The organism is Nannocystis pusilla, from assembly GCF_026626665.1.
GTDB classification, from domain to species: Bacteria; Myxococcota_A; Polyangia; order Nannocystales; family Nannocystaceae; genus Nannocystis; species Nannocystis pusilla.
In genome coordinates, this window is record NZ_JAPNKE010000002.1 from 5,656,266 (window position 1) to 5,671,133 (window position 14,868).

Here is a 14,868-nt window from a genome sequence, read left to right on the forward strand (position 1 = left end):
GGGCCGGCATCACTCGCCCTCGAAACAATAAAGATGAGCCGCCACGAGGCAGGTCGTCGGGTTCGCCACCACCGCGTACGTCCACTGCGAGTCCGTCGCCGCCGGCGTGCCGAAGTAGCCCGACTGATCGGCGAACGCCGCCGACGTCCAGTCCTCGCAGTGCGTCGAGCCCGGCACCGCGGCGCCGTCGGGGTTCGTCCCCGTCCACACGCCCGCGCCGGCGACGAGCTGTCCGTGCTCGTCGCGCTCGATCGGCGCCAGCAGCGGCCCGGCGAGCAGCGCCGCGAAGCTGTCGGCCACCACCGCCCCGTCGGGCCGCACGTAGCGGCCCTCGCCGCGGAACACCCGGTCGCGCGCCGCCGTCGTCGAGTCGCTGAGCCAGGCCGTGTACGTCGAGAACGAGGGCAGCTCGGCGGCCTGCGCCAGCTGACGGCAGATCCCGTCGGCGAACTCGAGCCCGCCGATCTCGTCGGGCTGCAGCTTCTCGCTGGTGACGAACACCACCCGCTCGCGGCGACAGCTGGCGTTGCACGCGTCGTCCGCGGGATCGCCGTCGTCGCACTCCTCACCGTCCTCGACGATCCCGTCGCCGCAGCTCGCCGAGGTCCCGCTGCCAGGGCCGGTCGTCTCGTTCGCGCCCGTCGTCCCCGTGGTGGAGCTCGTGCCCGTCGACTCGCCCGTCGTCCCGTCGCTCCCGGAGCCCGAGTCCGGCTCCTCGGCGACCGTCGTCGTCATCACTCCGGAGCTCGACCCGCCGCTGCTCGAGCTCGTCGAGGAGGTGGTGCTGGCCTCCCAGTCGAGCTGCTTGAGCCCCGGCGCCACGCACCCGGGCGCGAGCAGACAGGCGAACACGAGCGCGACGGGCCGCATCACTTTCTCACCGTAGCAGCGCGCGAACACGCGCACAAGGCCCGTACGACCGCGCGGAACTTCGCTTGCCGACGAGCGTGAACCCCGCACTCGCGCATCCGCTCGACATGTCCCTTCAAACATGTCCTTTCATTTCATCGCTCGCCACGCGCGAGCGCACGAACGCTCGGGCCGGACGGAAGGACATGTGATTCGCGGCCGCCCGCTCACCGCTCGGACGCGCGGCGCAGACGGTCGGCGATCGCCCGGCCCAGCCCGACCTCGGGCACGGTCTCGACCACGATCGTCTCGACCTCGGGCGCGTCGAGCTCGCGCAGCGCCGCGAACAGCGCCTGCGCGTAGCCCTCCATCGCGCTCGGCATCACCTTCCACTCGCCGACGAACCCGGGCGGCCGCGGCTGCTGGCTCATCACCGCCACGGTCGGCCCGCCGAGCGCCGCCGCCTCGCCGGGGGCCACCAGCAACACGCGAGCGCGCGGCGCGTAGTGGCGGTGGCGCAGACCTGGCGATCGGGACATGGCCTCCGGGTCATGTCCCGCGAGCATGTCGATCGCGCCGACCACCGTCCGCAGCGCCTCGATGGGCAACCCGCCGGTGCGCAGCACCATCGGCACCGGGCGCGTCGCGTCGACCACCGTCGACTCGAGCCCGACGGCGCACGGACCTCCGTCGAGGATGACGTCGACCACGCCGTCGAGGTCGGCGAGCACGTGCTGGGCCGTGGTCGGGCTCGGCCGCCCCGAGCGGTTGGCCGACGGCGCCGCCAGCGGTCGCCCGCACGCGCAGCAGCGCCAGCGCGGCGGGGTGGCCGGGGATCCGCACCGCCACGGTGTCCTGCCCGGCGGTGGTCGCGTCGGGCACCACCGGCGCGCGCGGCAGCACCAGCGTCAGCGGACCTGGCCACAAGGACATCAGCTGCTCCGCCGCCGGCGGCACCACCCGCGCCAGCGCGCGCGCCTGCTCCGGCGCCGCCACGTGGACGATCAGCGGGTTGTCGGCCGGCCGCCCCTTGGCCGCGAAGATCCGCCCCACCGCCGCGGCATCGAGCGCGTCGGCGCCGAGCCCGTAGACCGTCTCGGTCGGGAACGCCACCAGGCCGCCGCGCTGCAGCACCTCGGCCGCGCGGGCGATCGCCGCCGGGTCGTCGGCCGGCAACACCGCCGTCTTCACGGACATGTCCCCTCCGCCCTCGGCGCCGTGCTCTCGGTCATCGCTCCTTCGCCGTCCGCGTCGGCCGTCCGCCGACGCACCCCGAGCTCATAGCACGTCCCGACGCAGCCGCCGCCTGTCCGCACGGACAGGTGCCGCCCGCGCCTCGGCCGGACATGTCCTCGCGGACATGTCCGCTTCAGCTCATCTTCGCCAGCTCGACCAGCGCTTCCTTCATCTGCAGCGCGTCGGCGAAGCGGTGGTGGACCTGCTTGCCGCACGCCTTGGCGAAGAACGCGTCCATCGCCCGGGCCTTGGCGGCGGGCACGCTGTCGGAGATGAAGTGGCTGACGGGCAGCGGTTCGCGCTCGCGGTGGGCCTGCAGGAGCGCGCGCGGGTGGGCGTCGAACAGGTCCTCGAACGGGTGGCGGCCGCCGGTGACGAGCTCGAAGAACGTCATGCCGAGCGCGTAGAGGTCGGCGCGGTGGTCGATGTAGTTGCCGGGGATCGTCTGCTCGGGGGCGATGTAGCGGGGGTCGCCCATGATGTGGTGCGTGTTGTGCGACGACAGGTCGGACAGGTCGCGGGCCACGCCGAAGTCGAGCAGCTTGACCACGCGGAGCAGCGGGTCGTGCGAGTCGCGGGTGACGAACACGTTCGACGGCTTGATGTCGCAGTGGACGATCCGGCGCAGGTGGACGTAGCGGAGCGCGTCGAGCACCTGCGAGAAGATCTCGAGGATCACCGGGATGCCCATCGGCGTGCCGCTCTCGATGAACCAGCTGACGTCCTTGCCGCGCAGGTACTCCATCGCGAACCACAGCACGTCGAACTCCTCGGCCGTGCCGACCTGGCTGACGTGCACGAGGTTGTGGTGCATGAAGCTCGCGCACATGCGGGCCTCGCGGCGGAAGTGGCGATGCGCCCACTCGGGCACGTCGTTCTTCATCACCTTGAGGGCGATGTAGCGGTTCATCAGGCGGTCGAACGCCTTGTAGACCTTGCTCATCCCGCCCTCGCCGAGGCGCTGCACGATCTCGAACTGGCTCGTGCCCGTCACCACCGTGCCGGGCGGCAGCTCGTGCCCTGGTAGCCCTCGTACTGCGAGGTCGACGTCGGCGTGATGCCGGTCATCCCGGCGTGAGGCCGATTGCCGGAGTTTTGATCCTCGTTGGACACGTGGGAAAGCGCGGCGGGGGGTGGGCTAGGTTATGCAACCTACACCACCTGGTCCCGCCGCGTCAGCCGTCCTCGAGGGGGCCTTGTCGGCGGGTCCGATGCAGGTCGCGGCGCGCACCTTAGCCGCTAGTGCGGGTGAAGCACAAAAGACAGGCGGGCGGCGCGGGGGGCGATTTCGCCACCTCGCGCCGCCCGCCTGTCCCGGCGCCCGGGGCGCCGAAGCGAACAACGTTCAGACGCCGAGCTCGAGCGCGACGGCGACGCCGTGGACGACCGCGCCGGTGCGCACTGCGTCGTGGATCTGCTCCGCCGTGCCGCCGGCCTCGCGGATCGTCTTCTCGTGGGAGACGACGCACCGCTCGCAGCCGAAGACGGCGCTGACGGCCAGGCAGAACAGCTCAAAGTCGAGCTTCGAGCTGTGCGGCTTGGCGATCCGGGTCATGCGCAGGCGGGCCGGCAGCTTCTCGTAGTCCTCGCTGCCGACCATGTGCTTGAACCGGTAGTACACGTTGTTCATCGCCATCAGCGCCGCGGCCGCGCGGGCGTCCTCGATGGTCGCCGCGTCGACCTGTTCGCGCGCCGCGTCGACCAGCACCTGGGTCAGGGTCGCGTTGCGGGAGGCGATGGCGCACGCCACCGCCGTCCCCCAGCGCTGTGCCGGGGTCAGCGACGACTCCTGCAACACGTTCTGCAGGTTCACCTTGAGGTCCCTCGCGGCCTCGGGGAGCTGCTCTCGCAGCGATTCGACGGTATTGGCCATGGTGTCCTCCTCTCCTCTCTTCGCGCCGCGACCTGCCCGCGCTACGGGTTGAGGGTCGCCTCGCCCTTCTGCCAGTTGCACGGGCACAGCTCGTCGGTCTGCAGACCGTCGAGCACGCGCAGCACCTCGGCCACGTTGCGGCCGACCGACAGGTCGTTCACCGACACCCAGCGGATGATGTTCTGCGGGTCGACGATGAAGGTCGCGCGCAGCGGCACGCCGTCCTTGTGCAGGATGCCGAGCGCCTGCGACAGCTCGCGCTTGGTGTCGGCGACCATCGGGATCTTCAGGTCCCGCAGGTCCTCGTGGTTGTTACGCCACGCCAGGTGGACGAAGTGGGTGTCGGTGCTGACGCCGAGCACCTGCGCGTCGCGGTCGGCGAAGTCGCCGCTGCGGCGGCCGAACTCGGCGATCTCGGTCGGGCAGATGAACGTGAAGTCCATCGGCCAGAAGAAGAACACCCGCCACTTGCCGGTGTAGCTCTTGTCGTTGATCTCGGTGAACTCTTTGCCCTTGTCGCGGCTGACGACGGCCTGGAGGGCAAACTGGGGGAACTGATCGCCTACGGTCAACATGGTCTGGTCTCTTTCCTTCGTGCGAGCGGCTACGCCCGCGGACATGGGTGCAATAGCAGGGGCCGAACCAAAGCACAGACTCAACGATTCTCGACACTTGTCCGCCCGCTCACGGCCGCGCGCCCACGGCCCGTCGTTGCTCACCGTCCCATCGGTACCTCGACACTGGCATTTCGGTGCCGGGCGATCCACACTCGCGCCATGGACACCGACGACCTCCTGCGTCGCGGCCTCGACTGGGTCGCCCGGATCGCGCCGTACGACCTCGCAGCCGTGTTTACCCTCGACGAGGGCAGCCTGGTCGTCCGCGCCGCCCGCGGCCACCTCGCCAGTCAGGTCCGCGGCCACCGCATCGACCTGGCGCGCTTCCCGACCCTGCGCGAGGCGCTCGAGACGCGCCGGGCCCGCGCCTTCACGGAGGATGATCACCGTCACGGCGACGGCGATCCCTTCGACGGCGTCCTCGATCTCTCCCCGGGTCACGCCTGCATGGTCGTCCCCCTGCACGCCGCCGGCCGCTCGCTCGGGGTCCTCACCCTCGACCGCACCCACTGCGAGAGCTACCCGCAGTCGGTCGTCGACCAGGTCGAGACGTACGGGCAGATCCTCGGCCTCGCGCTCGACAACGCCGAGCGGCGCGTCGTGCTCGAGAACCTGCGCGAGGAGGAGCTCGAGCGGGCGCGCGAGCTCGACGAGGTCGCCGCCGGCTACGGCGTGCTCGAGCGCAGCGTCAGCCCTGGCGTGCGGGCCGTCGCCGCGCGGGCTCGCCAGGTCGCGCCCACCGACACGCCGGTGCTCATCCTCGGCGAGACCGGCACCGGCAAGGAGCGGCTCGCCCGCGCCCTGCACCGCTGGAGCGCGCGGGCCGACCGCCCCTTCGTCGCCATCAACTGCGCCGCCATCCCCGCCTCGCTGCTCGAGAGCGAGCTGTTCGGCCACACCCGCGGCGCCTTCACCGGCGCCACGCGCGACCGCCTCGGCCGGTTCCAGCTGGCCCACGGCGGCACCCTCCTGCTCGACGAGATCGGCGAGCTGCCGATCGAGCTGCAGGCCAAGCTGCTGCGCGTGGTGCAGGAGGGCGTGGTCGAGCCGGTCGGCAGCGACAAGAGCGTCAAGGTCGACGTCCGCCTGCTCGCCGCCACCCACGTCGACCTCGAGAAGGCGATCGCCGGCGGCCGCCTGCGCGAAGATCTCTACTACCGCCTCGCCGTGTTCCCGCTGCGCCTCCCGCCGCTGCGCCAGCGCCTCGAAGACCTGCCGCTCTTGTGCGCCGCCATGCTCGCCGAGCAGAGCCAGCGCACCGGCCGGCGCGGCATGCGGGTCAGCGAGGCCGGCCTCGCCCGCCTGCGCGCCCACGCCTGGCCCGGCAACCTGCGCGAGCTCAGCAACGCGCTCGAGCGCGCCACGATCGTCACCACCGGCGAGGTGCTCGGCCCGGAGGCGTTCGAACTCGGGGACATGCCCAATGGAACAGGTCCCATCGAACCTGCCCCGAAGGCCACGCCCGTCGACACGCCGCAGCAACACGACGGCCGGATCGCCACGCTCGAGGAGGTGACGGCGCTGCAGATCCAGCGGGTCCTGACGCACACGCGCGGGCGGATCTACGGGCCCGGCGGCGCCGCCGAGCTGCTCGGGGTGCCGCCCTCGACGCTGCAGAGCCGGATGAAGAAGCTGGGCGTGGCCCGCACCGCGTGAGGCTGGCGGCGGTACCGCGAGCGCAGGCGGCCCCGCTGACGGCCAGGCCGGCGGTGCGGAGGCACGGCGGCCGCGAGACCCCAGCCGCAAAACCCGGGGCGTCACGCCGGAGCTTGGGGATGGTCGAAGCCGGGGCGCCGCGGTCCAGCACGCGGGCCGCTGCGCGCCCCGTCATGGTCCGCGGAACACGCGAGGACAGCTCACGGCGGGACGAACCGCTGGGCGCCTCGGCTGCGCGGCGGCCTCTCAGGCACCGGAGCGGGTCAGACAACTCTGAGGACATGCTCTCGTGGACATGTCTGATTGGCCATGTCCTCGTGAACATGCTCTCCAAACCATGCCCCATGTCCTTGCCGGCGCGCTCAGCGGAACAGCAGGTTCCACAGCAAGTCGACGGCCGTCTCGGCCACGACCTCCTCGCGTCCGGTCCGCGGCGTCTCGAGCTGCGGCGGCGGGGGCGGCATGCTGCGGGCGGCTGCGCGGGCGCGGGCGGACTCGCCGACGGCCCTTCCGCCGGCGCGGAGGAACGCCTCCACCTCTTCGAGCTCGCCCGCGTCGAGGAACAGCCCGTGGTGGCGGCACTCGTCGACGATGACCCCGCTGATCGTCCCGAAGTTGCGGCGGTTCATCACCTCGCGGCAGCGCGGGCACTCGCGATAGCGGACGTCCGACTCGCGGGAGGCCGGCGCCGGCACCCTCGCCCGCAGCTCGGCCTCGTTCCGGGCCCCGGCGCCCGGGCTCGGGTCGAGGCCGGAGGTCAGCGCCTCGAGCTCCCCGGCGTCGAGCCAGATCCCCCCGCACGCGCCGCAGGTGTCGAACTCCACCCCGTGGCGGGCGGCCGTCGCCACCAGCGGCTCGCCGCAGCCCGGGCAATCGCCGCCCCGGGCCGCGCGGCGACCTGTCGAGGTCGCTTCGGACGGGCGGTCGGGCGGAGGCTCGTCGGGCAGCAGATCGGCGAGCGCCTGTGTGATCCGGGCCGCGCGGGCGCGCGACTCCTCGCTCGGGCGGGGGCGACGCATGACCGCACGATACCAGCGATCGCGCGGTCCCGTGGTAAGAAGCCCGCGAGCGCTCATGAGCACGATGCGAAAGTTCCGCCGGATCTGCATCTTCTGCGGTTCGAACAAGGGCACGGATCCTGCCTTCGCCGAGGTCGCGCGCGGCATCGGCGAGCACCTCGCCCGCAGCGGGATCGGGGTCGTCTACGGCGGCGGCAAGATCGGGATCATGGGTGAGGTCGCCGACGCGGCCCTGCGCGCCGGCGGCCAGGTGTTCGGCGTCATCCCGCAGAAGCTGTGGGACGTCGAGGTCGGCCACGACGGCCTCACCGAGCTGTTCGTGGTCGACAGCATGCACGCCCGCAAGATGATGATGGCCCAGCTCAGCGACGCCTTCGTCGCCCTGCCCGGCGGCTTCGGCACGCTCGAGGAGCTGTTCGAGCGACCACGTGGATGCAGCTCGGCTACCACCGCAAGCCGGTCGGCCTGGTCAACGCCGGCGGCTACTACGACCACCTGCTCGCCTTCCTCGACCACGCCGCCGCCGCCGGCTTCGTCCGCGCCAGCCACCGCCCGCTGATGCTGTCGGCGCCCGACATCGTCGCCCTGCTCGAGATGATGGCGGTCGTCGAGATCCCCCACTTCAGCCTCGGCCACGCCCCGCCGCGCCTGTGAGCCGCGGCGCGGCGACTCGAAGGCGACACCGCCCGTCGCGATGCCGGCCTGAGTCTCGCCAAGGGCATCTCGCCGGCCGGCTCGTGCGCCGCGTCCGAGCCCCTGGGCCTGCCCGGCCCGTGGCCGACCCGTCGCGCCGGACAGGTCGGCCGCGCCCGCTCAGCGCCCGCACCGGCTGTCTCTCGGCGCGCCGGCCGCAGCGCCGCGCCTTCGTCTCTTCGGACATGTTCCAACGAACATGGCGCTTAGAACATGCCCGAGACGACATGTCCCTTTAAAATCCTACTTGCCCGCCAGCCAGGCGTCGACCTCGGCCCGGTCGGCCGTCGCGCCGAGCGCCGTGAGCTCTTCGGCCGCCGCGCGGGCCAGCGCGCGGGCCTCGGCCTGCGACGCCTTGCGGGTCCAGCGGGCGCGCGCCAGGGCGAAGCGGGCCCACGCGGCGTCGCGCGGGCGTTCGTTGGCCGCGTACAGCTGGAGCGCGCGCTCGAACTGGCGGACCGCCTCGTTCGGGCGGTTGCGGCCGAGCGCGACCTCGCCGAGGCCGACCACCGCCGGCGCCACGTCCAGGTGGTCGGGCCCGCGGGACGCCTGGAAGATGCCGAGCGCGCGCGAGTAGAAGCGGGCCGCCTTGTCGAGGTCGCCGCGCTGCAGGTGCAGCTCGCCGAGGCTCAGCAGCGCGTAGCCGACCTCCGGGTGTTCGGCGCCGAGGGCCTTGGCCGCGCCGACGGCCGCGCGCTCGAGCAGCTCGAGCGCCTTCGCCGACTCCCCACGGGCGCGGTAGATGTTGCCGAGGTCCTGCTGGGCGTGCGACGCCTCGAGGCTCTCGGGCCCGTTGGAGTCCTCGCGGATCGCCAGGGCGCGCAGGCCGAGGCGCTCGGCCCCGTCGAGGTCGCCGCGGTCGAGCGCGAGGCGGGCGAGGTTGCCGAGCGCCAGCGCCACGTCCGGGTGCTCGGGCCCGAGGATCCGCTCGAACAGCTCGAGCGCGCGCTGGTAGCAGACGCGCGCGTCTTCGAGGCGGTCGCGGCGGTAGTGCAGGTTGCCGCGGTTGTTGAGCGGGCCCGCCATCTCGAGCTCGTCGGCGCCGAGCTCCTCGCTGACGATGGCGAGGATCTGCTCCATCACCTCCTCGGCCTCGTCGAGCCGGCCCTGGTCGAGGTAGATGAGCCCGAGGATGTTGAGCACCCACGTGCCGCGCACCGTGTCGGCCTCGCCCAGCGACACCGTCAGCGCCTGCGCCAGCTTGGCCCAGCGCAGGCCCTCCTCGTGGCGGGCCATGCGACCGCCGACCACGTCGGCCATGCCGGTGACGATGTCCGCGAGCAGCGAGTCCTGGCCCGTCTCGGCCGCCAGCACCATCGCCTCCTCGAGCCACGCCTCCGCCTGTTTGAGGTCGGTGACGTCGCTGGCGAACATCGCCGCGCGGAAGCGGGCCAGCGCCGCCAGCGGTCGCCAGCCGACCGCGTCGGCCTCGGCGACGAGCTTCTTGCTCTGCTCGAGGCCCTCCTGGAACCGGCCGGTCGCGCCGAGCGAGCGGACCTGGCGCAGCGCCTGGCGCACGCGCAGCACCTCGGCCCGCACCTGCTCGTCGGCGGGCGGCGGCGACTGCCGCGCGAGGTACGACAGATCGAGGCAGGTCGTCGGCGGCGGCAGGTCGGACACCGCCGCGACCGCGTGCTGCACCACCACCGCGTCGACCGCCGCGAAGCGCTCGAGCGTGCTCTCGAACGACCAGCGGGTCTCGAGCAGGCACTCCTCGGCGCGCCCGACCAGGTCGCTCGACCAGCGCGGGTCGATGCGGGGCATCATGCACAGGCGCGACCGGGCGCTCGCCCACGCCGCCGTGAACTCGTCGACGATCGCGTCGACGCGCCGGAACGTGCGCTCGCCGATCGCCGGGGCCGCCGCGACGAACGCCGCCTCCGTCGCCGGCCGCGCCGCCTGCCACTGCCGCACCAGCTCCTGGCCGCCGTCCCAGCAGGCCTCCGCCTGCCAGCGCGCCTGCACGCTCTCGTACGCGACCGAGCCCGTGACCAGCCCGCCGAGCCCGAGGAACGCCGCCGCCGCGAACCTTCGCCGGCGCCGCGGCGTCCCGCTCTCGAGCTCCGTCAGCAGCGCCGCCATCGACGGCCAGCGCAGCGCCGGGTCGCCCTGCATCCCGCGCTCGATCACCTGGCGCAGCCACGACGGCACCTTCGCCTTCGCCGGCGGCTCGCGCCGCTTGTTGCCGAGGATCGCCGCGCGGAAGTCCTCGGTGCTCTTGCCCGAGTACGGGCGCTCGCCGTACAGGCCCTCCCACAGCGCCACGCAGAACGCGAACTGATCGGTGCGCGCGTCGACGACCTCGCCCTTCCAGTGCTCCGGCGCCATGTAGGCCGGCGTGCCCATCAGCGAGCCCGCCTCCGTCACGCCGCTCCACAGCACCGCCGTCGGCGCGCGCATCACCGTGTTCTCCTCCGGGCTGCGCGTCGCCAGCTCGCCGCGCGCCAGGCCGAAGTCCATCACGCGCACACGGCCGTCCTTGCCGACCATCGCGTTCAGCGGCTTGAAGTCGCGGTGCACCAGGCCCGCGCTGTGGGCCGCCGCCAGCCCGCGACCGGCCTGAAGATACGCGCCGAGGATCTCCCGCTGCGAGTGGTGCTTGACCCACGTGTGCAGCGTCGAGCCCGACACGTACTCCATCGCCAGGTACAGCGTGTTGGCGTACTCGCCGACCTCGAAGACCTGGACCACGTTGGGATGCGAGAGCAGCGCCAGCGCCTGGGCCTCGCGGCGCATGCGGTCGCGCTCGTCGGGCCCGCCGGTGCCGCGCAGCAGCTTGATCGCCACGCGCCGATTCAGGTCGGCGTCGTAGCCGAGCAGCACCTGCCCCTGCGCGCCCATGCCGAGGCGACCGAGCACGTGGAAGCGGCCGATCCGGCGCGGGAGGTCGTCCCCCTCGTCGCGCGGCGCGGCCTCCACTCGCGTCTTGTCGTCCTCGGGAGCGCCGGGCATGCGGGCCCGGCGAGCATACCCGGCTTCGCCGCGCGGCCCCAAGAGGTCTCGCGCCCGCACGCCCGCGAACGCGAACGCGCGTGAATCTGCGCAGGCGCCCGCCGAGGCCGCCGCGCGGCCCGTGACGCGCTCGCGACGAACCTGGCCCTGAGGCCAGGTCCGCACGCGACGCCGCGCCGGTCAGGCCAGGCGGGCCACCTTGGCGCCGAACAGGCGCTCGAGCGCCGCGATCAGCTTGTCGTCGGCGCGCACGCCGAACTTGTCGCCGAACACCACCTGACCGGCGTAGCGCTCGGACACCACCTCGAGCTCCATCGAGCAGGTGCCGGCGTTGTCGGACACGATCTGCTTGAGGCGGAGGATCCGCTCGGGCGTCAGCAGCTCGAGCGGGACCTTGAGCAGCACCTTGCGGGTCGACTGCTCGCGGAGGGTGCGGATCTCCTGCACCGACTCGACGAGGATCTTGAACTTGTTGGCCTCGCCGTCCTCGCTGGTCTCGACCTCGCACTTGCCGGTCACGAACACCGGCTCGCTGCCGATCTGCGCCAGCCGCTCGCCGAGGCTGAGGCCGGTCGCCTCGTCGGCGCGCGCGTAGGTCTTGGGGAACACCACCGACTCGACGCGGCCGAACTGGTCCTCGAGCTGGAAGAAGCCCATCGCCCCCTTGCCGCTGCGGGTCTGGACCTCGCGGAGGTCGCAGATCACCCCGGCGATCGTGACCTCCTGGCCGTTGTGCTTGGCCTCGATCTGTCCCGTGCGACAGGTGGCGTGCTTGTCGACGTCCTGCTGGTAGCGGTCGAGCGGGTGGCCGGTGAGGTAGAAGCCGAGCGCCTCGCGCTCCTTGAGCAGCTCCTCGCGCGGCTCCCACGGCTCGACCTCCGGGTACTCCTCGCTGTAGACCGGCGCCGAGTCGGCGATCGCGTCGAACAGGCCGAACTGGCCCGCGGCGCGGTCGCGCGAGGCCCCCTGGCCCTGCTCGATCGCCCGTTCGACGGCGGCGTGGAGGCACGCGCGGCCGCGCTTGGCCGCGATCGCATCGAGCGCGCCGGCGCAGACCAGGCCTTCTTGCGTGCGCTTGTTGACCTTCTTGAGGTCGACGCGGCGGCACAGCTCGAACAGCGACGTGAACGGGCCCTCGGCCGTGCGCGCGGCCAGGATCGCGTCGACCGCGTTCTCGCCGACGCCGCGGATGCCGGCCAGGCCGAAGCGGATCTGCTCCTCGAAATCAAGCCCGGAGGGCTGTGAAGCGGAGCCCTCGACCGCGCGCTGGCGGCGGACCACCGAGAAGTCGCGGCCCGACTCGTTGATGTCGGGCGACAGCACCACGAGGCCCATCGCGCGCGCCTCGGCGATGAACTTGACGACGTTGTCGTTGTTCGACTTGTCGCAGGTCATCAGCGCCGCCATGAACGAGGCCGGGAAGTGGTGCTTGAGGTAGCCTGTCTGGTAGGTGATGAGGCCGTACGCCGCCGAGTGCGACTTGTTGAAGCCGTAGCCGGCGAACTTGTCGATGAGGTCGAAGATCTCCTCGGCCTTGGCGTTGGGGATGTTCGACGCCTTGGCGCAGCCCTCGACGAACAAGGCGCGCTGCTTGTCCATCTCCGACTTCTTCTTCTTGCCCATCGCGCGGCGCATCATGTCGGCCGCGCCGAGCGAGAAGCCGGCCAGCACCTGCGCCGCCTGCATGACCTGCTCCTGGTACACGAACACGCCGTAGGTCTCCTTGAGGACCTCGGTCAAGAGCTCGTGCGGGTACTCGATGGCGCGCCGGCCGTGCTTGCAGTCGATGAACTGGTCGACCATGCCGCCCTCGAGCGGGCCCGGGCGGTACAGCGCGACCGCGGCGACGATGTCGCCGAAGCAGTCGGGGCGCAGCTTCTTCAGCAGGTCCTTGAAGCCCGAGGATTCGAGCTGGAACACGCCGGTGGTGTCGCCGCGGCTGATCATCTCGTAGACGCCGGCGTCGTCCATGGGGATCGCGCCGAGGTCGAACGGGTCGTCCGCGGGTCGGAAGTTGTTGATGAGGCGGACCGCGGTGTCGAGCACCGTCAGCGTCTTGAGGCCGAGGAAGTCGAACTTCACCAGGCCGGCCAGCTCGACGTCCGTCATCGTGAACTGGGTGACGATCTTGCCGTCGGCCTGGAAGCACGGCACGTGCTCCCACAGGTCGCGGTTGCCGATGACGATGCCGGCCGCGTGCATGCCGGCGTGGCGGTTCAGGCCCTCGAGCGCCTGGCCAATCTTCAGCACCTCGGCGACGCGCCCGTCCTCGCGGGCGCGCAGGCGCAGCTTGCTGGCGGCCTCGGCGATCATGATCGCGTCGGACAGCTTGGCCGCCGCTTCGGCGCTCTCCTTGGCTTTCTCCTTCATCGGCTCGGGGTCGGCCATCGCCATCGACAGCGTGACCTTCGGCCCCTCGGGCACGTGCTTGGCGATCTCGTTGGCCTCCGACGGCTGCAGGCCCATCACGCGGCACACGTCGCGCACCAGGCCGCGCGCCTTGAGGCTGTGGAACGTGGCGATCTGGCCGACCCGCGCCGACCCGTAGCGCTCGGTGACGTAGCGGATCACCTCCTCGCGCCGGTCCATGCAGAAGTCGATGTCGAAGTCGGGCATGCTGATGCGCTCCGGGTTGAGGAAGCGCTCGAACAGCAGGCTGTACTGGATCGGGTCGAGGTCGGTGATCCGCAGCGCGTAGGCGACCAGGCTGCCGGCGCCCGAGCCGCGGCCGGGGCCGACCGGCACGCCGATCTTCTTGGCGTGGCGGATGAAGTCCCAGACGATCAGGAAGTAGCCCGGGAACTTCATCTGGGTGATGACCCCGAGCTCGTAGTCCAGGCGCTGGCGGTACTGGTCGGGGTCGAACGCCTGGCCGCGCCGCTGCAGCTCGCCGAACCGCTCCTCGAGGCCCGAGTGGGCCACCTTGCGCAGGTAGCCGGGCAGGTCCTCTTCTGTCCCTTCGGGCAGCTTGAAGTCGGGCAGCTCGGGCTTGCCGAGCTTGAGCTCGACGTTGCAGCGGCGGGCGATCTCGCCGGCGTTCTCGAACGCGCTCGGGTAGTTCGACCCGAAGTAGCTCAGCATCTGGTCGGGCGTCTTGATGTAGAACGCGTCGCACTCGTGCTTCATCCGCTTGGGGTCGTCGAGCGTGCGCCCCTGGCCCATGCACATCAGCACCTCGTGCGCGTGGGCCTCGTCCTGGTTGACGTAGTGACAGTCGTTGGTGGCGACGAGCGGCACGCCGCAGTCGATCGACAGCTGCGCCAGCGCGGCGTTGACCCGCTCCTGGTCGGCCATGCCGTTCGGCTGCAGCTCGAGGTAGTACGAGCCCGGCTCGAAGATCGACTTGTACTCGAGCACCGTCTGGCGCGCGGCGTCCATGTCGCCGCCGTTGATGAGGCGCGAGATGTGGCCGCCCAGGCACGCCGACAGCCCGATCAGCCCCTCGCTGTGCTCGCGCAGGATCTTCCGGTCGATCCGCGGGTTGTAGTAAAATCCCTCGAGGTGGCCCTTCGAGACCAAGAACTGCAGGTTCTTGTAGCCGGTCAGGTCGCGGGCCAGGAGCACCAGGTGGTAGTTCTTCCGGTCCGTCTTGGCGTTCATGTCGCCGTCGGACACGTAGGCCTCGCAGCCGAAGATCGGCTTGACGCCGACGGCCTTGGCCTCCTGGTAGAACTGCAGCGCGCCGAACATGTTGCCGTGGTCGGTGACGGCGACGGCGCTCATGCCCCGCTGCTTGACGATCTTGCACAGGTCCTTCGTGCGGATCGCTCCGTCGAGCAGGCTGTACTGCGAGTGCAGGTGCAAGTGGGCGAAGTCTGCGCTCCCGCCCTGGATGCTGCCGTCGGCTGCCATGGGCGAAGGCTTACCACGCCTCGCGCCGCGCTCGCGTGCCTCGCCTTCATGCTCGTCGCATGCTCTCGTCACACCGAGGTCGACAGCGGTAACGGCGCAGCGGGATCGACCCCGCAAAACC

At 71.6% G+C, this 14,868-nt stretch carries 10 protein-coding genes and 2 pseudogenes; 2 read left to right on the forward strand and 10 right to left on the reverse strand.

What is annotated here, in order from left to right; translation table 11 throughout:
- Positions 1-9: 9 nt before the first annotated feature.
- From OV079_RS25095 to OV079_RS25120, 7 genes and pseudogenes are all read right to left on the reverse strand, one after another.
- Positions 10-870, reverse strand: a complete 861-nt coding sequence (locus OV079_RS25095; protein ID WP_267778635.1) for a hypothetical protein — start codon at positions 868-870, stop codon at positions 10-12.
- 206 nt (positions 871-1,076) lie between these two features.
- Entirely contained in the window at positions 1,077-1,433 is a 357-nt protein-coding gene (locus OV079_RS54390) for a Sua5 family C-terminal domain-containing protein (RefSeq protein ID WP_338088934.1), read from the reverse strand.
- Positions 1,434-1,520: 87 nt separating this feature from the next.
- A pseudogene (locus OV079_RS25100) lies at positions 1,521-2,046 on the reverse strand (L-threonylcarbamoyladenylate synthase); the annotation flags it as partial.
- Positions 2,047-2,218: 172 nt separating this feature from the next.
- A complete protein-coding gene (locus OV079_RS25105; RefSeq protein WP_267771387.1) occupies positions 2,219-3,079 on the reverse strand; it encodes a serine/threonine protein kinase in 861 nt (286 codons plus the stop codon).
- The gene (locus tag OV079_RS25110; RefSeq protein ID WP_267771388.1) at positions 3,076-3,198 is read right to left on the reverse strand and encodes a hypothetical protein; all 123 of its coding nucleotides are present in this window, start codon (positions 3,196-3,198) and stop codon (positions 3,076-3,078) included. The genes OV079_RS25105 and OV079_RS25110 overlap by 4 nt, the downstream gene beginning before the upstream one ends.
- A 232-nt stretch (positions 3,199-3,430) precedes the next feature.
- On the reverse strand, positions 3,431-3,958 hold the full coding sequence (locus tag OV079_RS25115) for a carboxymuconolactone decarboxylase family protein (protein WP_267771389.1): 528 nt from the start codon (positions 3,956-3,958) through the stop codon (positions 3,431-3,433).
- A gap of 41 nt (positions 3,959-3,999) precedes the next feature.
- Complete coding sequence (locus tag OV079_RS25120; RefSeq protein ID WP_267771390.1) at positions 4,000-4,533, reverse strand: peroxiredoxin; 534 nt, start codon at positions 4,531-4,533, stop codon at positions 4,000-4,002.
- 201 nt (positions 4,534-4,734) lie between these two features.
- On the opposite strand from OV079_RS25120, the gene OV079_RS25125 reads away from it, so the two are divergent.
- On the forward strand, positions 4,735-6,231 hold the full coding sequence (locus tag OV079_RS25125; protein WP_267771391.1) for a sigma 54-interacting transcriptional regulator: 1,497 nt from the start codon (positions 4,735-4,737) through the stop codon (positions 6,229-6,231).
- 362 nt (positions 6,232-6,593) lie between these two features.
- Here OV079_RS25125 and OV079_RS25130 read toward each other — a convergent pair whose 3' ends face one another.
- Positions 6,594-7,250 (reverse strand): zf-TFIIB domain-containing protein, encoded by a 657-nt coding sequence (locus tag OV079_RS25130; RefSeq protein ID WP_267771392.1) that lies wholly within the window; start codon positions 7,248-7,250, stop codon positions 6,594-6,596.
- 64 nt (positions 7,251-7,314) lie between these two features.
- On the opposite strand from OV079_RS25130, the pseudogene OV079_RS25135 reads away from it, so the two are divergent.
- A pseudogene (locus OV079_RS25135) lies at positions 7,315-7,904 on the forward strand (LOG family protein).
- A gap of 282 nt (positions 7,905-8,186) precedes the next feature.
- Here the strand turns inward: OV079_RS25135 and OV079_RS25140 are convergent.
- Complete coding sequence (locus OV079_RS25140) at positions 8,187-10,895, reverse strand: serine/threonine-protein kinase (protein ID WP_267771393.1); 2,709 nt, start codon at positions 10,893-10,895, stop codon at positions 8,187-8,189.
- A 180-nt stretch (positions 10,896-11,075) separates the two neighbouring features.
- On the reverse strand, positions 11,076-14,747 hold the full coding sequence (gene dnaE, locus OV079_RS25145; protein WP_267771394.1) for a DNA polymerase III subunit alpha: 3,672 nt from the start codon (positions 14,745-14,747) through the stop codon (positions 11,076-11,078).
- Positions 14,748-14,868: the final 121 nt, after the last annotated feature.

Coding starts and splice junctions, on each gene's coding strand:
- OV079_RS25095 (WP_267778635.1), bottom strand. CDS start 870: ATGCGGCCCGTCGCGCTCGTGTTCGCCTGTCTGCTCGCGCCCGGGTGC.
- OV079_RS25115 (WP_267771389.1), bottom strand. CDS start 3,958: ATGGCCAATACCGTCGAATCGCTGCGAGAGCAGCTCCCCGAGGCCGCG.
- OV079_RS25120 (WP_267771390.1), bottom strand. CDS start 4,533: ATGTTGACCGTAGGCGATCAGTTCCCCCAGTTTGCCCTCCAGGCCGTC.
- OV079_RS25125 (WP_267771391.1), top strand. CDS start 4,735: ATGGACACCGACGACCTCCTGCGTCGCGGCCTCGACTGGGTCGCCCGG.
- OV079_RS25130 (WP_267771392.1), bottom strand. CDS start 7,250: ATGCGTCGCCCCCGCCCGAGCGAGGAGTCGCGCGCCCGCGCGGCCCGG.
- OV079_RS25140 (WP_267771393.1), bottom strand. CDS start 10,895: ATGCCCGGCGCTCCCGAGGACGACAAGACGCGAGTGGAGGCCGCGCCG.
- dnaE (WP_267771394.1), bottom strand. CDS start 14,747: ATGGCAGCCGACGGCAGCATCCAGGGCGGGAGCGCAGACTTCGCCCAC.